Source organism: Aeromonas sp. CA23, from assembly GCF_002587065.1.
Lineage (GTDB): Bacteria > Pseudomonadota > Gammaproteobacteria > Enterobacterales > Aeromonadaceae > Aeromonas > Aeromonas bestiarum.
The window spans coordinates 3,856,432-3,874,972 of record NZ_CP023818.1 but is presented as its reverse complement, the minus strand read 5'-3'; the positions used below and the strand labels follow the sequence as shown (position 1 = coordinate 3,874,972).

The following is an 18,541-nucleotide window of genomic DNA, read 5'->3' as shown; positions in this document are numbered from 1 at the left end:
TATGAATGAACCCTTCTCCTGTGAACCTCTGCTGCGTTGCCAGGCACTGAACCATGTCTATAAAGAGGGCGAGCTGGAGACCCAGGTGCTCAAGGGGATCGACTTGTCCGTCGCCCCCGGCGAAATGCTGGCGGTGGTGGGCAGCTCGGGCTCGGGCAAGACCACCCTGCTGCACCTGATGGGGGCGCTGGACAACCCGTCGAGCGGCGCCGTGCTGTTCAAGGGGCAGGACATCCACCACTGGGACAGTCGCACCCAGGCCAGATTCCGCAATCAGGAGCTGGGTTTTGTTTACCAGTTCCACCACCTGCTCGCCGAGTTCACCGCACTGGAGAACACCGCCATGCCGCTGCTGATCGCCGGCGAGTCTGTGGCCAGCGCCACCGACAAGGCGACGCGCATGCTGGGGCGGGTGGGGCTCTCCCATCGCCTGAATCACAGGCCCTCCGAGCTCTCGGGTGGCGAACGCCAGCGGGTGGCCATCGCCCGCGCCCTGGTCAATGAGCCGAGTCTGGTGCTGGCGGACGAGCCCACCGGCAACCTGGATCATGCCAGTGCCACCGCCGTCTACGAGCTCTTGTGCGAGCTCAATCGCGAGCTGGGCACGGCATTCGTGGTGGTCACCCATGATCTCAGCCTGGCTGCCAAGCTCCATCGGCGGGTGACCCTGGTGAGCGGCATCATGGCGGAGGTCGCCTGATGTTCAAACCGCTGCCCCTGTTTCTGGGCCTGCGTTACAGCCGCTCCCGTCGTCGCAACGGCTTCATCGCCTTTATTTCCGCCTCCTCCCTCATCGGTATCGCCCTCGGGGTGATGGCGCTCATTCTGGGCTTGTCTGCCATGAACGGGTTTGAGCGGGAGCTCAAAGACAGGGTGCTCTCTGTGGTGCCTCATGGCGAGCTGATGGGGATGGAGGCACCGTTGCCCGACTGGCCAAAACTGCGGGATTACCTGCTGGCCCAGCCCGGTGTGGAAGCCGCCGCGCCCGTCATCCGGCTCGATGGGCTGCTGGAGCACGGCAATGCCCTCAAGGGATTGCAGGTGCGCGCCGTGCTGCCCGAGCTGGAAGCCAATCTGTCCGATGCAGGCAAGTACATGACGGGGCGCGGTCTGCGCGAGCTGCAGGCCGGCGAACACGGACTAATTCTCGGCAAGACCATAGCCGACAAGCTGGGGGTCACGATCGGGGATACGGTCGCCCTCTTGCTGCCCCAGGCGGGCGATGCGTCTGCCATCAAGAACCCGAAACGGGAATCCCTCAAGGTGGTGGGACTGCTGGAGATCGGCGGCCAATTAGATGGCGTGTTGGGCTTCATGCACCTGGCCGATGCCCAGGCCATCACCGGCATGGGTAGTGCGGTGGAGGGCTTCAGCCTCAAGGTGAACGACGTGCTCAAGGCGCAGTCCATCACTGTGGCCGCCGCCCAGAAATTCCCGCACTACGTCTACATCAGCAGCTGGATGAGCCGCCAAGGCTATCTCTATCAGGACATCCAGATGGTGCGTACCGTCATGTACGTGGTGATGCTGATGGTGGTGGCGGTGGCCTGCTTCAACATAGTCTCCACCCTGGTGATGGCGGTGAACGAGAAGCGCAGCGAGATCGCCATCTTGAAGACCATGGGAGCGAGCCCGGGCCAGATCCGGCTCACCTTCGTCATTCAGGGCATGGTGAACGGGGTGCTCGGCGCCTTGCTCGGGGCCCTGCTCGGCGGCCTGCTCTCCAGCAAGCTGACCCAGATCCTGAGCTTCATCGAGGGGCTGATAGGCCACAGGTTCCTCAACCCCGACATCTACTTCATCGACTTCCTGCCGACCGAACTGCACATGCAGGATCTGCTGATCGTGACCGGCGCGGCCATGCTGATGAGCCTGCTGGCTACGCTTTACCCTGCCTGGCGGGCGAGCGGTCTGGTGCCGTCCCGGGAGCTGGGACATTGATGCACGGCAGCTGATCTGCTGATAAAGAACGAAGGGCCCGCCGGTGCAAACCGGCGGGCCCTGCTGTTTTCTGGTCGTTTGGACTGACTTAGTGGGCGTTGAGCTCATCCAGCGGCAGCGAGAAGCTGGCCACGAAGACGTCGATGAAGTAGCGCATCTGCGGGCTCATCCTTGCTTCCAGCATGGCTTCGAGGCGTTTCCTGGCTGGCTCGAACTCCCGGTTGCCGGCGTTGATCTCCTCCAGACACTTGGTGTAAGCGCAGAGGGTATCGGCATCCTTCACCAGCCGGGCCAGCTCGGCATCCTGCGCGCCCGAGTCCAGCAGGGGGCGAAAATCCTCCACCAGTTCCGGCGGCAGCATGGCCAGCAGGCGCTGCTCGGCGGCCAGCTCTATCTTCTTGTACTCCCTGGCAATTTCGGGATTGAAGTACTTGACCGGGGTCGGCAGATCGCCGGTCAGCACCTCGCTGCTGTCGTGATAGAGCGCCATCACGGCGGCGCGATCCGCATCGACCTTGCCCCCAAACAGCCGATTGTGGATGAGCCCGAGGGCGTGGGCCACCATGGCTACCTGCAGGCTGTGCTCGGCAATGTTTTCGGGTTGTATGTTGCGCATCAGCGGCCAGCGATAGATGAGTTTCATGCGGGCGAGATTGGCGAAAAAGTGGCTGGGAAGCATGGCTGGCCTCGGACGGTGGCAATGAAAAAGGGCAGACCCTAGTCTGCCCTTTTTTTGCGGCGCAGGCAGCTTGCCTGTGCGATTTTCTTGGCGCTCAGCGAATGTAGCGACCGGATTCGGCTTCGTGGTTGGTCACCACCATCTGACCTATGGGGGCCAGGGCAATCAGCGCCAGCTTGAGGTGCTGGATGCCGAACGGGATGCCTATGATGGTCACGAAGCAGGCCAGTGCCGAGGCGATGTGGCCGATGGCCAGCCAGATCCCGATCACCAGGAACCAGAGGATGTTGCCAATCAGCCCCAGGGTGCCTGTGCCTATGTCACTCTGCCCCGTCATGCTCTTGCGGCTCACCGCCTGCTTGCCAAACGGGAAGAAGGTGAAGGTGCCGATGACGAAGCAGGCGCGACCCCAGGGGATCCCGATCAGCGAGACAAAGCAGAGCAGCCCGGCCAGCCACCAGGCCAGCCCCATGAAGACGCCCCCCAGTACAAACCAGAGCAGGTTAAACAAGAAGCGGAAAAAGGCCATGTTGGTCACTCCAGACTCATAAATTTGGCTGTCACCATAGCGAGCAGCAGCCATGGACGCAATGGTTGATGTGATGGGGTGGACAATTTGGGTCGCAGCCTGCGAACCGGGTGGCTTTTTAGCGGGAAATGAGGTGAAAAAGTAGGCCTTTGCGCGAAAAAAGGTGAGCAAGTGCAAATTCTTGTGCATTGCGCGCTTGAAGTCGGGCCTGGGCTTCCCCATATAAGAGTCAGATTTGCGCGAATTGTGCCATCGGCACCCCCGTTGGGGGATGTGTGGCTCGACTCGACCAAAGTGCGCCGCTATAATGTCGCGTCATATTTTCTCATCACAAAGACAGTCGTTGTCTTTATAAACAGGAAGACTCCGGGCTTTGCCCAGGGGCAATAAGGGTCAGCACACAGTGCTGAGTTGAACGAGGTAAAAGAATGCAAGTTTCTGTAGAGACAACCCAGGGTCTGGAACGCCGTCTTACCATCACTGTACCGGCTGCTACCGTTGACGCTGCCGTGCGTAAAGAATTGAATGGCCTGGCCAAAACCCGTCGCATCGACGGTTTCCGTCCTGGCAAGGCTCCGGTAACCATCATCAAGAAGATGTTCGGTGCCATGGCTCACGCTCGCGTTGCTGATGAAATGATGCAGAGCAACTTCATCAAGGCCATCATCGAAAACAAACTGAGCCCGGCCGGTGCCCCGACCATGGATCCGAAAGAGATCCAGGAAGGTCAGGACTTCGTATTCAGTGCCACTTTCGAAGTGTACCCCGAGTTTGAAGTGGCTGGCCTCGAGACCATCAAGGTCGAGAAGCCGGTTGCGACCGTCAAGGATGAAGATCTGGCCAACATGATCGACACCCTGCGCAAGCAGCACGCCACCTGGGCTGATGTTGATGCCGCCGCTGCCGATGGCATGCGTGTGACCATGGACTTCATCGGTTCCATCGACGGTGAAGAGTTCGACGGCGGCAAAGCCGAAGGCTTCAACCTGGTACTGGGTGCCGGCCGCATGATCCCGGGCTTCGAAGACGCCATCATGGGCAAGAAAGCAGGCGACGAGTTCACCATCGACGTGACCTTCCCGGCTGACTACCACGCCGAAAACCTGAAAGGCAAGGCGGCCAAGTTCGCTTCCAAGCTGAACAAGGTTGAAGAGCAGATCCTGCCTGAGCTGACCGAAGAGTTCGTCAAGCGTTTCGGCATCGAGAGCGGCAACGTTGAAGAGCTGAAAGCCGAAGTGCGCAAGAACATGGAGCGCGAACTGGCTCAAGCCCTGAAAAACAGCGTGAAAGAGCAAGTGCTGAACGGCCTGGTTGAAGCCAACCAGATCGATCTGCCGAAGGCTGCCGTTGCTCAGGAAATCGATACCCTGCGTCAACAGGCCCTGCAGCGTTTCGGTGGTTTCCAGGGCGGCAACGCACCTGAGCTGCCGGCCGAGCTGTTCCAGGCCCAGGCCGAGCGTCGTGTTCGCGTAGGTCTGCTGCTGGGTGATGTCATCCGCACCAACGAGATCAAGGCTGACGATGCCCGCGTGACCAGCATCATCGAGTCCATGGCCACTGCCTACGAAGATCCGAAGGAAGTGATCGAGTACTACCAGAAGAATGAGCAAATGCTGAATGGCGTGCGCAATCTGGCGGTTGAAGATCAAGCCATCGACCTGATCCTGTCCAAGGCGCAAGTGAGCGAGAAAGAAGTTGCCTTTGACGAAGTGATCAACAAGTCCGGTGCCGCTGCCTAAGAACATTTGACTTAAGGTCAAGACTGTTAAGTATAATGGCTCGTGTGATCTCCACTCGGGCCATTTTATTTTAGGGACAATGCCTTATGTACAAGAACTATAACGATGTGACTGAATCCCCACGCAATGCGCTCATCCCCATGGTGGTAGAGCAGACTGCAAAAGGGGAGCGTTCCTACGACATCTATTCTCGTCTGCTGAAGGAGCGGGTGATCTTCCTGACCGGTCAGGTCGAGGATCACATGGCGAATCTGGTGGTAGCCCAGCTGCTGTTCCTGGAGTCAGAGAACCCTGATCAGGACATCAGCATCTACATCAACTCTCCGGGTGGTGCCGTCACGGCCGGCATGTCCATTTATGACACCATGCAGTTCATCAAGCCGGATGTCAGCACAGTTTGCATGGGGCAGGCCTGCTCCATGGGCGCCTTCCTGCTGGCTGGTGGTGCCAATGGCAAGCGTTTCTGCCTGCCCAATGCCCGCGTGATGATCCATCAGCCGTTGGGCGGTTTCCAGGGCCAGGCATCTGACATCCAGATCCATGCCCAGGAGATCCTGAAGATCAAGAATACCCTGAACGATCGTCTGGCCTTCCACACCGGACAGGACATGGCCACCATAGAGCGTGATACCGACCGTGACAATTTCATGTCGGCCGATCAAGCCGTGGCCTATGGCCTGGTAGACGGTATCCTGAGCCAGCGCGGCTGAGCAGGGTGTCCCGGACTGTTGTAAACTCAACAGGACGATCCATCCTCTATTGATAAAACGAGGTTGCTGAATGACAGAAAAACGCAAGGGTGAGGGCGACAAGCTGCTTTATTGCTCTTTTTGCGGCAAAAGCCAGCATGAAGTGCGCAAGCTGATCGCTGGCCCTTCCGTCTACGTATGTGATGAGTGTGTCGAGCTGTGCAACGACATCATCCGCGAAGAGATCCGCGAGATCTCTCCCAAGCGCGATGGTAGCGAGCTGCCGACCCCTCATGAAATTCGTGCGCACCTGGATGATTATGTGATTGGCCAGGAGTATGCCAAGAAGGTGTTGGCCGTCGCCGTCTACAACCACTACAAGCGTCTGCGCAACAGCAGCGAAGCCGGTGGTGTGGAGCTGGGTAAGTCCAACATTCTGCTGATTGGCCCGACCGGTAGCGGCAAGACGCTGCTGGCCGAGACACTCGCTCGTCTGCTGGATGTGCCCTTCACCATGGCCGACGCCACCACCCTGACCGAAGCCGGTTATGTGGGCGAAGACGTGGAGAACATCATCCAGAAGCTGCTGCAAAAGTGTGACTACGACGTAGAGAAGGCCCAGCGTGGCATCGTCTACATCGACGAGATCGACAAGATCTCCCGCAAGTCAGACAACCCCTCCATTACCCGCGACGTGTCCGGGGAAGGGGTGCAGCAGGCCCTGCTCAAGCTGATCGAAGGCACTATTGCTTCCGTCCCGCCGCAAGGTGGACGCAAGCATCCGCAGCAGGAGTTCTTGCAGGTCGATACCTCCAAGATCCTCTTCATCTGTGGTGGCGCCTTTGCCGGTCTGGACAAGGTGATCGAGCAGCGCTCCGTCAAGGGCACCGGCATAGGGTTTGGCGCTGACGTCAAGTCCAAGAATGCCAGAGCGACCCTGAGCGAGAACTTCGCCAAGGTGGAGCCGGAAGATCTGATCAAATACGGTCTGATCCCCGAGTTCATCGGTCGTCTGCCCGTGGTTGCGACCCTGACCGAGCTGGACGAGGCTGCCCTCATCCAGATCCTGAAAGAGCCGAAAAACGCGCTGACCAAGCAATATGCCGCGTTGTTCGATCTGGAAGGGGTGGAGCTGGAGTTCCGTGACGACGCCCTGAACGCCATTGCGCGCAAGGCGATGGAGCGGAAAACCGGTGCCCGTGGTCTGAGATCCATAGTGGAAGCCGTGCTGCTTGATACCATGTATGACCTGCCGTCCCTGGATGGCGTCAGCAAGGTGGTGATCGACGAGACTGTGATCAAAGGGGACTCCGCGCCCTTGATGATCTACGAAAATCCCGAGACCCAGGCCGCCGCATCAGAGTAACAGTCTGATTTTTAATCAAATGAAAGGGGCTTTTTGCCCCTTTCATGCTTTTTACGGTTTCGGCGATTGAATCTCATCTCTGCGCCCCCATATACTCAGCCAAGCGCTTTGCCAACGGTATAACAAGCCGAGAGGACATATATGAACCTAGAGCGTTCAGAACGCATCGAGATTCCCGTCCTGCCTCTTCGTGACGTGGTGGTTTACCCCCACATGGTCATTCCACTCTTTGTGGGGCGGGAAAAATCCATTCGCTGTCTGGAAGCGGCCATGGAGCAGGACAAGAAAGTTCTGCTGGTGGCCCAGAAGGATGCGTCAACCGATGAGCCGACGGTCGAGGAGATCTTCTCCGTCGGGACAGTGGCCAATATTCTGCAGATGCTCAAGCTGCCGGATGGCACCGTCAAGGTGCTGGTGGAGGGTGGCCAGCGTGCCCGTCTTGAGCGGATGATCGATGACAAGGACTTCTTCGTCGGTGAGGCGCAGTACATCGCCTCCACTGCCATCGACGAGAAGGACCAGGATGTGCTGGTGCGCTCCGCCATCGGTCAGTTTGAAGGCTATATCAAGCTCAACAAGAAGATCCCGCCCGAGGTACTGACCTCGATTTCGGCGATCGACGACGCTGCGCGTCTGGCCGATACCATGGCCGCGCACATGCCGCTCAAGCTCGAAGACAAGCAGAAGGTGCTGGAAATCGCCTCTGTGTCCGAGCGCATCGAGTTTCTGATGGCGATGATGGAGTCGGAGATTGACCTGCTGCAGGTCGAGAAACGCATCCGCACTCGCGTCAAGAAGCAGATGGAGAAGAGCCAGCGTGAGTACTACCTCAACGAGCAGATGAAGGCCATCCAGAAAGAGCTGGGTGAGCTGGAAGACAGCCCGGATGAATTCGAAGCCCTCAATCGCAAGATTGAAGAGGCGGGGATGCCGGAGGAGGCCCGTGACAAGGCCCAGGCCGAGCTCTCCAAGCTGAAGATGATGTCTCCCATGTCTGCCGAAGCCACAGTCGTGCGCAGCTATGTCGACTGGATGGTGCAGGTGCCCTGGAAGGCGCGCTCCAAGGTCAAGAAAGACCTTGGCAAGGCGCAAGAGGTGCTGGATGCGGATCACTTTGGCCTGGAGAAGGTCAAGGATCGCATCCTCGAGTACCTGGCGGTGCAGGCGCGGGTGAACAAGCTCAAGGGCCCCATCCTCTGTTTGGTCGGGCCTCCCGGTGTGGGCAAGACCTCGCTGGGCCAGTCCATCGCCAAGGCGACCGGTCGCAAGTACGTGCGCATGGCGCTCGGCGGCGTGCGTGACGAGGCGGAGATCCGCGGTCACCGTCGTACCTATATCGGCTCCATGCCCGGCAAGCTCATCCAGAAGATGGCGAAGGTTGGCGTGAAGAACCCGCTGTTCCTGCTCGATGAAATCGACAAGATGAGCTCGGACATGCGCGGCGATCCCGCATCCGCCTTGCTGGAAGTGCTGGATCCGGAACAGAACAACAGCTTCAACGATCACTACCTGGAAGTGGATTATGACCTGTCGGACGTGATGTTCGTGGCCACCTCCAACTCCATGAACATCCCGGGTCCGCTGCTGGACCGGATGGAAGTGATCCGTCTCTCCGGTTACACCGAAGACGAGAAGCTCAACATTGCCAAGCAGCATCTTGTTGCCAAGCAGATCCAGCGCAACGGCCTGAAAGAGTCCGAGATCACCATCGAAGATTCTGCCCTGGTCGGGGTGATCCGCTATTACACCCGCGAGGCGGGGGTGCGGAATCTGGAGCGCGAGATCTCCAAGATTTGTCGCAAGGCGGTCAAGCGCATCCTGCTGGACAAGAGCATCAAGCATGTTCAGGTCAATCAGGCCAACCTCAAGGAGTTCCTCGGGGTACAGCGTTTCGATTACGGCAAGGCCACCGACCAGAACCAGGTGGGTCAGGTATGTGGTCTGGCGTGGACCGAAGTGGGCGGCGATCTGCTCACCATCGAGACCACCAACATGCCGGGCAAGGGCAAGCTCACCTACACCGGTTCGCTCGGTGACGTGATGCAGGAGTCCATCCAGGCCGCCATGACGGTGGTGCGGGCCCGTGCCGAGAAGCTGCGCATCAATGCGGACTTCTACGAGAAGCGCGATATCCACGTGCACGTGCCGGAAGGGGCGACCCCGAAAGACGGTCCGAGTGCCGGTATCGCCATGTGTACCGCCCTGGTCTCCAGCTTGACCGGCAATCCGGTCCGTGCTGATGTGGCCATGACGGGGGAAATCACCTTGCGCGGCGAAGTCTTGCCCATCGGCGGTCTCAAAGAGAAGCTGCTGGCGGCGCATCGCGGTGGCATCAAGCGTGTGCTGATCCCGAAAGAGAACGAGAGGGACCTCGAGGAGATCCCGGACAACGTCAAACAAGACCTTGAAATCTATCCGGTTCGCTGGATTGACGAGGTGCTGGAACTGGCGTTGCAGGACAATCCGCAGGGGTTTGAGCGCGTTTCTGTCGTGTAAATGTTGATGCGCCGCAAATTTGGCGCATTCGGGGGGTGGTTAAGGCTTGCATGCGCCGGGTAACGGAAGTAGCCTTGACCACCGATCGGGTACTCATGATGAGTCGCAATGCGTGATGTGGCGCGGGTTTGCGCTAGATTGTCACTTGCAACTGATCAGGAGGCTTGCTATAAAACCTCCACTTGTTGTGGCCAGGGAAATCGGCGCCGCAGCGATGTTCGATAAAAGGGGAATATAAGAGTGAATAAATCTCAACTGATTGACAAGATTGCAGACGGTGCTGATATCTCCAAAGCCGCTGCTGGCCGTGCGCTGGATGCTTTCATTGACGCCGTTGGTGAAGCCCTGAAAGAGGGTGACCAGGTTGCTCTGGTGGGTTTCGGTACTTTCGCCGTGCGCGAGCGTGCTGCCCGTTCTGGCCGTAACCCGCAAACTGGCGCGACCATCGAAATCGCCGCTGGTAAAGTTCCTGCCTTCAAAGCCGGTAAGGCCCTGAAAGACGCTGTCAACTAAGTCCGGGCGCTGATATCACATCGGCCACCGTCCTTGGTCGCAGACCAGACAAGTGAGAGGGCTCTCCCTCATACTGATTGACCAAGGCGCATCGCAATCGGTGCGCCTTTTCATTATTTACGCCCATCGAGTTCGGGAGCATAAGTACAAACATGATGTTGGATAAACTACGCGAAGGGGCGCAGGGCAAGGTAGCCAAGGTTATCTTGGGCCTGATCATCCTCTCCTTTGCCTTGGCCGGTGTAGGTAGCTACCTCAATGGCCCGGCACGTACCGCCCCCGCCACCGTCAACGGCAATGAGATCAGCTCGGCTGCGCTGGAAAATGCCTATCGCAACGAGCGGGCCCGCATGGAATCCCAAATGGGGGAGTCTTTCAGCCAGTTGGCCGCCAATCCCGATTACATGAAGCAGTTCCGCCGCGGTGTGCTGGACCGGCTGATCGATCAGGCCCTGTTTGACAGCAAGGCCCGCGAGCTGGGTCTGCGCGTCAGCGACGAGCAGATCAAGCAGGCCATCGTCGCCATGCCGGAGTTTGCCGAAGATGGCAAATTCAACAATGACCGCTACCTGCAGCTCATTCGTCGTGCCGGCATGACCCCCGAGATGTTCCGTGACTCCCTGCGCCAGGACATGGTGCGTCAGCAGCTGATGGGCGCCTTGCTGGGCTCCGAATTTGCACTCAAGGGTGAAGCCGAGCAGCTCGACCGGATCTACAACCAGACCCGGGATCTGCGCCTGGTGCGTCTGGCTGCCGCCGCCTACATGGGGGATGTTCAAGTCTCCGATGAGGAAGTGGATCAATACTACAAGACCAACAGCGCCCGTTTCATGAACGACGAGAAGGTCAAGGTCGACTATCTGCTGCTGGATGCCGCCACCCTCGGCAAGGATATCAAGGTCACCGAGCAGGATGCCCAGGATTACTACGATCAGCACCAGGACCTGTTCCAGCGTGCCGAGCGTCGTCACGTGGCGCATATCCTGATCCCGTTTGGCAAGGACGAGAAGGCGGCCGAGCAGAAGGCTGACGCCCTGCTGGCACAGGCCAAGGGGGGCGATGATTTTGCCGCGCTGGCCAAGGCCAACTCTTCCGACACCTTCTCCGCCAAGAAGGGCGGCGAGCTCGACTGGTTCGAGAAAGGGGTGATGGATCCGGCATTCGAAAAGGCGGCCTTCGCGCTGGCCAAGGCGGGCGATCTCTCCACCGTGGTGAAGAGCCCGTTCGGCTTCCACGTCATCAAGCTGCTGGGGGTTGAACCGGCCCAGACCAAGCCGTTTGCCGATGTGAAAGCGGAGACCATCAGCCGTCTGCAAGCTGACAAGGCCAAGGAGCTGTTCTTTGCCGAGCAGCAGAAGATGGCCGACAGCAGCTTCGAGAACCCGGATTCGCTGGACTTGACCGCCGATGCCATGGGTCTGAAGGTCATCTCCTCTGACTACTTCAGTCAGGCCGATGCGCCGGCACCGCTCAATGATCCCAAGGCGCTGTCCACTGCCTTCTCCGAGCAGCTGCGCGATGACAACACCAACTCCGACGTGATCGAGTTGGCGGATGGCAAGGCCCTGGTCATGCACATCACAGGCCATCAACCGAAAGCGGCCAAACCGCTGGCGGAGATCAAGGAGCAGGTGATTGCTGCCATCAAGCACGACAAGGCCAGTGAAGTGGCCCGTGGCAAGGCGCAGGGTCTGCTGGACAAGCTGAAGGCCGGTGAGAACATCCAGGCCGATCTGACTGCACTGGGTCTGAAGGTGGAGACGCACAAGGGCGTCGCCCGCTTCACTCAGGAGATGGATCAGAACCTGCTGGCCCAGGCGTTCCGCATGCCTCATCCGCAGGATGGCAAGCCGAGCGTCGAGCTGGTGACCGAAGCCAATGGCGATCGCGTCGTGGTGGCCCTGGACAAGGTCAACGTGACCAAGGAGCCATCCCAGATGGTCAGCTTGCTGCAAGGCCAGCTTGGCCAAGGCAAGGCTCAGGTGAGCTACAAGTCGCTGATCGACGAGCTGCGCAAAGCCGCCAAGATCGAGTACTTCACCGATGTGGAAGCCACAGTCGAATAAACCCGACCGGTTGCAACCCATTGAAAACGGCCCCGTGATGGGGCCGTTTTTTTATCTGCAGGATTGGTGCTGGGGCCGTTATGCTGGCTGCGTTGCAGTGCAGAGCAAGCTTGATCGTCAGCAGGGGACTATCCCGGCCATAAAAAAACCGGCAATCGCTTGCCGGTTTTTTCTATTCAAGTGCCTTGGCTGGCGAGGCTTATACCACGCCCTGAGTACGCAGGTAATCCTCGTAGGTACCGCCGAAGTCGCGGATGCCGTTCTCGGTCAGCTCCATGATGCGGGTCGCCAGGGACGACACGAACTCACGGTCGTGGGAGACGAAGATCAGGGTCCCCTGATACATCTCCAGCGCCAGGTTCAAGGATTCGATGGATTCCATGTCCAGGTGGTTGGTCGGCTCATCCATGATCAGGATGTTGGGACGCTGCATCATCAGCTTGCCGAACAGCATGCGACCCTGCTCGCCACCGGAGAGTACCTTGACCGGCTTCTTGATGTCGTCCTGGGTGAACAGCAGACGACCGAGCACAGAGCGCACCGCCTGCTCGTCTTCGTTGGCCTGTTTCCACTGGGCCATCCAGTCGAACACGTTGAGATCTGTGTCGAAGTCCTCGGCGTGATCCTGGGCGTAGTAGCCGATTTGGGCGTTTTCGGACCACTTGATGGTGCCGCTGTCCGGTGCCAGCTCGCCCATGAGGGTCTTGATCAGGGTGGATTTACCTATGCCGTTGGTACCCAGAATGGCGACCTTCTCGCCCACTTCCAGCATCATGCTCAGGCCCTTGAACAGGGGCGCCTCACCATAGCCCTTGGCAACACCTTCCACTTCCAGGATGTTGCGGTAGAGCTTCTTCTCCTGCTCGAAGCGGATGAAGGGGTTCTGACGGCTGGAGACCTTCACTTCCTCGATCTTGATCTTGTCGATCTGCTTGAGGCGGGAGGTAGCCTGGCTCGACTTGGAGGCGTTGGCGCTGAAACGGGAGACGAAGGATTGCAGATCGGCGATCTGGGCCTTCTTCTTGGCGTTGTCGGAGATCAGACGCTCGCGGGCCTGGGTGGCCGCCGTCATGTAGTCGTCGTAGTTGCCCGGGTAGACGCGCAGCTCGCCGTAGTCCAGATCCGCCATGTGGGTGCAGACGGAGTTCAGGAAGTGACGGTCGTGAGAGATGATGATCATGGTACTTTCACGATCGTTGAGCACCTGCTCCAGCCAGCGGATGGTGTTGATGTCCAGGTTGTTGGTCGGTTCGTCCAGCAGCAGGATGTCGGGGTTGGAGAACAGCGCCTGTGCCAGCAGCACCCGCAGCTTCCAGCCCGGCGCCACTTCGCTCATGGGGCCGTTGTGCAGCTCGATGGGAATGCCGGCACCCAGCAGCAGCTCGCCTGCGCGGGCCTCGGCGGTGTAACCGTCATACTCGGCGACCAGGCCTTCCAGCTCGGCGGCTTTCATGTAGTCGTCGTCGGTGGCTTCCAGGTTGGCGTAGATGGCATCGCGCTCGGCGATGGCAGCCCACAGCTCGTTGTGGCCCATCATAACCACGTCCAGCACGCGCATCTCTTCGTAGGCGAACTGATCCTGGCGCAGCTTACCGATGCGCTCATTGACGTCCAGGCTCACATTACCGCCAGTGGGCTCAAGGTCGCCACCGAGGATCTTCATGAAGGTGGACTTGCCACAGCCGTTGGCGCCAATCAGGCCATAGCGGTTGCCGCCGCCAAACTTGACGTTGATGTTCTCGAACAGCGGCTTGGCGCCGAATTGCATGGTGATATTGTTGCTGCTTAACAAAGGATGTGTCCCGGGTTGTCTGCCAAATGGCGCGCATTATGGCACAGATCCCCCGAAAGTTTTAGCAAGAACTGTGATCCGCCCCCATTGCGCATGGCTTGTCGCTCATGATGGGCGACCATGAAAAAAGCCGGCACAGGGCCGGCTTGCAAAAGAGGATCCGCGCTTAGTGGGCGGTGGCGCTGGAGGCGCCCAGCCCGGTTTGTGAGCGGACGAACTGGGGCAGGAACTTGGCGTGCTCGTCGGCCGCATTCTGCGACTTGTCGGTGACCGAGAACAGCCAGATCCCGATGAAGGCCACTGCCATGGAGAAGAGGGCAGGGTACTCGTAGGGGAAGATGGCCTGGGCATGGCCCAGCACCTTCACCCACACGGTCGGGCCCAGGATCATCAGGCTGACCGCACTGACCAGCCCGAGCCAGCCACCGTAGACGGCGCCGCGGGTGGTCAGACGGGACCAGAACATGGAGAGGAAGAGCACCGGGAAGTTGCAGCTGGCCGCGATGGAGAAGGCCAGGCCCACCATGAAGGCGATGTTCTGCTTCTCGAACAGGATCCCCAGACCAATGGCGACCACTCCCAGCACCACTGTGGTGTACTTGGAGACGCGCAGCTCGTCGGTTTCGTTGGCCTTGCCCTTCTTGATGACGCTGGCGTAGAGGTCGTGGGAAACCGCCGAGGCGCCCGCCAGCGTCAGGCCGGAGACCACCGCCAGTATGGTGGCGAAGGCGACGGCCGAGATGAAGCCGAGGAACAGGCTGCCGCCGACCGCATCGGCCAGGTGAATGGCCGCCATGTTGGTGCCACCCAGCAGGGCGCCGGTGGCATCCTTGAAGGCCGGGTTGGTGCTGACCAGCAGGATGGCGCCAAAGCCGATGATGAAGGTCAGTATGTAGAAGTAACCGATGAAGCCGGTGGCGTAGAACACGCTCTTGCGCGCTTCCTTGGCATCGCTCACGGTGAAGAAGCGCATCAGTATGTGGGGCAGGCCGGCGGTGCCGAACATCAGGGCCAGACCGAGCGAGATGGCGGAGATGGGATCGGCCACCAGACCGCCCGGGCTCATGATGGCGATGCCTTTCTCATGCACCTTGACCGCCTCGCTGAACAGGGCGCCTATGTCGAAGTTGACGGACTTCATCACCATGATGGCCATGAAGCTGGCACCGGAGAGCAGCATCACCGCCTTGATGATCTGCACCCAGGTGGTGGCCAGCATGCCGCCAAACAGCACGTAGAGCACCATCAGTATGCCGACCAGCACCACGGCGACGTGGTATTGCAGGCCGAACAGCAGCTCGATGAGCTTGCCTGCCCCCACCATCTGGGCGATCAGGTAGAGCGCTACCACCACCAGGGAGCCGCTGGCGGAGAGGGTGCGCACCTCGGTCTGCTTGAGACGGTAGGAGGCCACGTCGGCAAAGGTATATTTGCCGAGGTTGCGCAGCCGCTCCGCGATCAGGAACAGTATGATGGGCCAACCCACCAGGAAGCCGATGGAGTAGATGAGGCCATCGTAGCCCGAGGTGTAGACCAGGGCCGAGATGCCGAGGAAGGAGGCGGCGGACATGTAGTCGCCGGCGATGGCCAGCCCGTTCTGGAAGCCGGTGATGCGACCGCCAGCGGCATAGTAGTCGGAGGCCGAGCGGTTGCGCTTGGAGGCCCAGTAGGTGATGAACAGGGTGCCCGCCACGAAGATCACGAACATGACGATGGCCGAGATGTTGAGGGGTTGGCGATGGACTTCACCGGTCAGCGCGTCGGCCGCCAGCAGGGGGGAAGAGGCCAGCGTAGCCAGCAACAGCAGAGACTTGCCTTTCATGATTGCACTCCCTTGAGGATCTTCTGGTTCAACTCGTCAAACTCGCCGTTGGCCCGAAACACGTAGATGCCGGTCAGCACGAAGGAGGCGAGGATCAGCCCCACCCCGACCGGGATGCCACGGGTGATGGTGGAGCCCTGGCTCAAGGGGGTGCCGAGCCAGCCGGGGGCAAAGGCGATGAGCATGATGAAGGCCAGGTAGAGCCCCAACATCAGGATGGAGAGGGTCCAGGCGAAGCGCTGACGCTTGGCGATCAGCTCCTGGAAGTTGGGATCTTGCTGGATCCGAAGATAAGGTTGCTGTTCCATTGCAGTTCTCCATGACATTGAGTGTCAGCGGTGGATGAAGGGAGGTCCCTACCGAGCAGCAGACCTGCTCATGTAAGTGAAATGTGAATTAAATGTTATTGGTGGGCAATTAGACTTTGGGATAAGCCAGTGGCCCGCCTTGGGTCAGGCGCAGGTAGATGAGGGCGGCCGTGATGGCGTCACTCAGGGCGTCGTGGACGGGCAGGGGAGGCAATGCCAGGTGCTGGCAGATGGCGGCCAGATGCAAGTCGATGGCGGCGTCGGGATAGCGCCGATAGAGGTTGTCGTGATAGAGGCGGCTCACCTCTATGCCCCGCTGGGGCAGGGTCAGCCCCCATAGTCTCTGGCAGGCCAGGTTGAGAATGCGCAGGTCGTAGGCGATGTGATAGCCCACCAGTTCGCGCGGGCCGATAAAGTCGAGCAGCAGGCGCAGCGCGGCTTCCAGCGTCAATCCCTGTTGCAGATCCTGATGGCGCAGGCCGTGGATCACCACGGATTGCGCGCTCAGACTGGCGGGTGGCTGCACCTTGAGGGTGAGCGCCTCTCCGGTCAGCAGCCGGTTGCCCTGGATGCGCACGGCGCCGATGGAGACTATCTCCGCCCGCTCGGGATCCAGGCTGGTGGTCTCGAAATCGAGGGCGATCCGCTCATCGCCCGGCGGTGCGGTGAAGAGCGGGGCGAACTCTCCCTCACGGAAGGCGCGACCAAGCCAACGGCGTCGCCAGTGGTTCCACATGCCTATTGTCTCAGACGAAAGTGCAAGGTGAGCCACTGCTGGAATTTCTTCACCTGATGCAGCGCTTGGCGCAGCAGATCCCGCTCGCCGTGGCTGAGCTCGCTTACCTGCACCCGGCTGTCGCCTCCCTTGAGCTGGCTGCGCAAGCGCAAGCGGATAAAGAGCCGGAACGCCTCCGCCAGGTTGGCGCCATAGCTGGCGCTGAGCCGATCGCACGCCACCAGCGCCTCGATGCGCCCCAGGGTCGAGGTCTCCAGAATGGTCGCCTCCAGCGCCAGCATGCGGATGCCGTGCACCAGCGGGAAGAGGCCGCCCCGCTTGAGATCAAGCCCGTCCGGCGCCCGCTCCAGCCGGCCAAACAGGGTCAGCGGCGCATGAAAGGCCACCGCCGGCCGCACCATCTCCGCCAGCAGATCCTGCCGATCGGCCAGTTGCTCCCGCAGCTTGCGGGCGACGGGAGGCAGCAGACCGCGATCCCCGGCGATGGGGTGGGCATCGGCCAGGGTGGCGAGCCAGAGCAGGTCGGCCTCGCCCGCGTTGACGCAGGCCCGCTCAATCTCCTGTTGCCACTCGTTGACCTCTTTCACCCAGCTCGGGTTGTTGACCATCACCTGGCCGGGGCAGGGCGGATAACCGAGCCGCGCCAGCAGGGCGCTGAAGGCGGCCAAGTCCGCCTGCTGATTCGGCCAGTGCAGGCCGGCGGGCAGGATCAGGGCATTGTCCTGATCGGTTTTCTGGATCTGCTCGCCGCGCCCCTCCGAGCCCAGCATCAGCAGACACACCTTGTCCTGCACCTCGGGCGGGATCACCAGGGCAAAGGCCTTGGCGATCAACTGTTCGTTGATTGTGGCGATGAGCCGCATCAGGAAGGCGGTGTGGATCCCCTGGCCAAACAGGGATCGAGTCAGCTGTTGCTGCTCGCGGGCCACCGCCTCCAGCGCGGGCTGGGAGTCTGCTCGGGCGATGCGCAGGGTCAGCACGTGGGAGTGGGTGGAAAAGAGCCCCAGCACCTGGGTCAGTTGCAATATGCCCGCCACCTCGCCTTGTTGCCAGATGACCAGCCGCTTGATGCGATGACGGGTCATCAATAACAGGGCATCGAACAGGTAACTGCCCAGCGGCAGGCCAATCAGCTGTGTCGGGGTCAGCACGGCGAGTGGCGCAGTCAGCGGCAGTCCCTTCAGGGTGAGGGCGTGCAGCAGTGTCTTGCGGGTCGCCAGGGTCAGGCTGCCATCCGGCGCCGGGTAGAGCAGGCAGTCGGTGCCCTTGGCCACCATGGCCTCGGTGGCCGCCAGCAGGCTGAGGCGGTTTTCGACGACGAGCGGCGCCTGCAGATGGCCGGGTTCGATGCGGGTCAGGATAAATTCCGCCAGATTCTTCTGGCCCAGCTGTTCCCGTTGCTCCTGCTGCTGTTGCCGCTCGACCAGATTGGCGGTGAAGTAGCTGGCCAGCGTCGGCGCCTGCTCGCAGAGGGCCAGAAAGGTGTGGCGGGGGATCAGCTGGCAGAGGGTATCTTCCAGTGCCGTGAAGCTGTGGCGACAGCGGCCGTCAAACTGGGCGCGTACGTCGAACAGATCATCGACCCCGTAGTCACCGAAGTGGTGGTGAGGTGCCGACTCCTCCACCGCCCCCTTGATGACGAGGTAGAGGCCGGGCGGGACATCACCGGCGTTGAGCACCACCTGGCCCGCGCGGAAATAGCAGATGGAGAGGCTCTGTGCGAGTCGCTGGCGTTCCTCGGCGCTCAGGCTGTCAAACGGCGGGCGGGCAAAGTTGAACAGGGTGGTCATGGCAATCCTTGGCCGGTGGCGTCTGGTGAGTCTGACAAAGCGGTAGCGTCTGAGCCAGCCGACTTTAGTCGCACG

At 60.3% G+C, this 18,541-nt stretch carries 15 protein-coding genes; 8 read left to right on the top strand and 7 right to left on the bottom strand.

Features of this window, described 5'->3' with window-relative positions:
• Window position 1 precedes the first annotated feature (1 nt).
• Together lolD and lolE are read left to right on the top strand one after the other, a co-directional pair.
• Window positions 2-700, top strand: a complete 699-nt coding sequence (gene lolD, locus CK910_RS17950; RefSeq protein ID WP_043555492.1) for a lipoprotein-releasing ABC transporter ATP-binding protein LolD — start codon at window positions 2-4, stop codon at window positions 698-700.
• Window positions 700-1,941 (top strand): lipoprotein-releasing ABC transporter permease subunit LolE, encoded by a 1,242-nt coding sequence (gene lolE / locus CK910_RS17945; RefSeq protein ID WP_098984204.1) that lies wholly within the window; start codon window positions 700-702, stop codon window positions 1,939-1,941. The genes lolD and lolE overlap by 1 nt, the downstream gene beginning before the upstream one ends.
• Window positions 1,942-2,029: 88 nt before the next feature.
• Here the strand turns inward: lolE and yfbR are convergent, their stop codons facing one another.
• Both yfbR and CK910_RS17935 read right to left on the bottom strand, forming a co-directional pair.
• Entirely contained in the window at window positions 2,030-2,620 is a 591-nt protein-coding gene (gene yfbR, locus CK910_RS17940; RefSeq protein ID WP_098984203.1) for a 5'-deoxynucleotidase, read from the bottom strand.
• 94 nt (window positions 2,621-2,714) lie between these two features.
• Window positions 2,715-3,149, bottom strand: coding sequence for a YccF domain-containing protein (locus tag CK910_RS17935; RefSeq protein WP_011898663.1), 435 nt, complete (start codon window positions 3,147-3,149; stop codon window positions 2,715-2,717).
• 428 nt (window positions 3,150-3,577) lie between these two features.
• On the opposite strand from CK910_RS17935, the gene tig reads away from it, so the two are divergent.
• From tig to ppiD, 6 genes are all read left to right on the top strand, one after another.
• Entirely contained in the window at window positions 3,578-4,888 is a 1,311-nt protein-coding gene (gene tig, locus CK910_RS17925) for a trigger factor (protein WP_043555496.1), read from the top strand.
• Window positions 4,889-4,974: 86 nt separating this feature from the next.
• Window positions 4,975-5,598 (top strand): ATP-dependent Clp endopeptidase proteolytic subunit ClpP, encoded by a 624-nt coding sequence (gene clpP, locus CK910_RS17920; protein ID WP_172955358.1) that lies wholly within the window; start codon window positions 4,975-4,977, stop codon window positions 5,596-5,598.
• Window positions 5,599-5,668: 70 nt separating this feature from the next.
• A complete protein-coding gene (clpX, locus tag CK910_RS17915; protein WP_098984202.1) occupies window positions 5,669-6,943 on the top strand; it encodes an ATP-dependent protease ATP-binding subunit ClpX in 1,275 nt (424 codons plus the stop codon).
• A 141-nt stretch (window positions 6,944-7,084) separates the two neighbouring features.
• Window positions 7,085-9,439 carry an endopeptidase La gene (gene lon, locus CK910_RS17910; RefSeq protein ID WP_043136319.1) on the top strand — a complete coding sequence of 785 codons (2,355 nt, stop codon included), beginning with the start codon at window positions 7,085-7,087 and terminating at the stop codon, window positions 9,437-9,439.
• A 240-nt stretch (window positions 9,440-9,679) separates the two neighbouring features.
• On the top strand, window positions 9,680-9,952 hold the full coding sequence (hupB, locus tag CK910_RS17905) for a nucleoid-associated protein HU-beta (protein ID WP_005315375.1): 273 nt from the start codon (window positions 9,680-9,682) through the stop codon (window positions 9,950-9,952).
• Between the two features lie 152 nt (window positions 9,953-10,104).
• The gene (gene ppiD / locus CK910_RS17900; protein WP_043555497.1) at window positions 10,105-12,018 is read left to right on the top strand and encodes a peptidylprolyl isomerase; all 1,914 of its coding nucleotides are present in this window, start codon (window positions 10,105-10,107) and stop codon (window positions 12,016-12,018) included.
• Window positions 12,019-12,217: 199 nt separating this feature from the next.
• Here the strand turns inward: ppiD and CK910_RS17895 are convergent, their stop codons facing one another.
• From CK910_RS17895 to CK910_RS17875, 5 genes are all read right to left on the bottom strand, one after another.
• Window positions 12,218-13,810, bottom strand: coding sequence for an ABC-F family ATPase (locus tag CK910_RS17895; RefSeq protein WP_043555498.1), 1,593 nt, complete (start codon window positions 13,808-13,810; stop codon window positions 12,218-12,220).
• 166 nt (window positions 13,811-13,976) lie between these two features.
• A complete protein-coding gene (locus CK910_RS17890; protein WP_098984201.1) occupies window positions 13,977-15,632 on the bottom strand; it encodes a cation acetate symporter in 1,656 nt (551 codons plus the stop codon).
• Window positions 15,629-15,940: a DUF485 domain-containing protein gene (locus tag CK910_RS17885; RefSeq protein ID WP_043136310.1), complete on the bottom strand. Its 312-nt coding sequence runs from the start codon at window positions 15,938-15,940 to the stop codon at window positions 15,629-15,631. Before CK910_RS17885 ends, CK910_RS17890 begins: the two co-directional genes overlap by 4 nt.
• Before the next feature lie 109 nt (window positions 15,941-16,049).
• The gene (locus CK910_RS17880) at window positions 16,050-16,676 is read right to left on the bottom strand and encodes a 3'-5' exonuclease (protein ID WP_098984200.1); all 627 of its coding nucleotides are present in this window, start codon (window positions 16,674-16,676) and stop codon (window positions 16,050-16,052) included.
• A 2-nt stretch (window positions 16,677-16,678) separates the two neighbouring features.
• The gene (locus CK910_RS17875) at window positions 16,679-18,466 is read right to left on the bottom strand and encodes a putative nucleotidyltransferase substrate binding domain-containing protein (RefSeq protein ID WP_098984199.1); all 1,788 of its coding nucleotides are present in this window, start codon (window positions 18,464-18,466) and stop codon (window positions 16,679-16,681) included.
• Window positions 18,467-18,541: the final 75 nt, after the last annotated feature.

Excerpts from the sequence above, each read along its gene's own strand:
- CK910_RS17880 (WP_098984200.1), bottom strand. The coding sequence starts at position 16,676 with ATGTGGAACCACTGGCGACGCCGTTGGCTTGGTCGCGCCTTCCGTGAG.
- lon (WP_043136319.1), top strand. The coding sequence starts at position 7,085 with ATGAACCTAGAGCGTTCAGAACGCATCGAGATTCCCGTCCTGCCTCTT.
- ppiD (WP_043555497.1), top strand. The coding sequence starts at position 10,105 with ATGATGTTGGATAAACTACGCGAAGGGGCGCAGGGCAAGGTAGCCAAG.
- yfbR (WP_098984203.1), bottom strand. The coding sequence starts at position 2,620 with ATGCTTCCCAGCCACTTTTTCGCCAATCTCGCCCGCATGAAACTCATC.
- clpX (WP_098984202.1), top strand. The coding sequence starts at position 5,669 with ATGACAGAAAAACGCAAGGGTGAGGGCGACAAGCTGCTTTATTGCTCT.
- CK910_RS17885 (WP_043136310.1), bottom strand. The coding sequence starts at position 15,940 with ATGGAACAGCAACCTTATCTTCGGATCCAGCAAGATCCCAACTTCCAG.
- CK910_RS17875 (WP_098984199.1), bottom strand. The coding sequence starts at position 18,466 with ATGACCACCCTGTTCAACTTTGCCCGCCCGCCGTTTGACAGCCTGAGC.
- lolD (WP_043555492.1), top strand. The coding sequence starts at position 2 with ATGAATGAACCCTTCTCCTGTGAACCTCTGCTGCGTTGCCAGGCACTG.
- clpP (WP_172955358.1), top strand. The coding sequence starts at position 4,975 with ATGTACAAGAACTATAACGATGTGACTGAATCCCCACGCAATGCGCTC.
- CK910_RS17935 (WP_011898663.1), bottom strand. The coding sequence starts at position 3,149 with ATGGCCTTTTTCCGCTTCTTGTTTAACCTGCTCTGGTTTGTACTGGGG.
- tig (WP_043555496.1), top strand. The coding sequence starts at position 3,578 with ATGCAAGTTTCTGTAGAGACAACCCAGGGTCTGGAACGCCGTCTTACC.
- CK910_RS17890 (WP_098984201.1), bottom strand. The coding sequence starts at position 15,632 with ATGAAAGGCAAGTCTCTGCTGTTGCTGGCTACGCTGGCCTCTTCCCCC.
- lolE (WP_098984204.1), top strand. The coding sequence starts at position 700 with ATGTTCAAACCGCTGCCCCTGTTTCTGGGCCTGCGTTACAGCCGCTCC.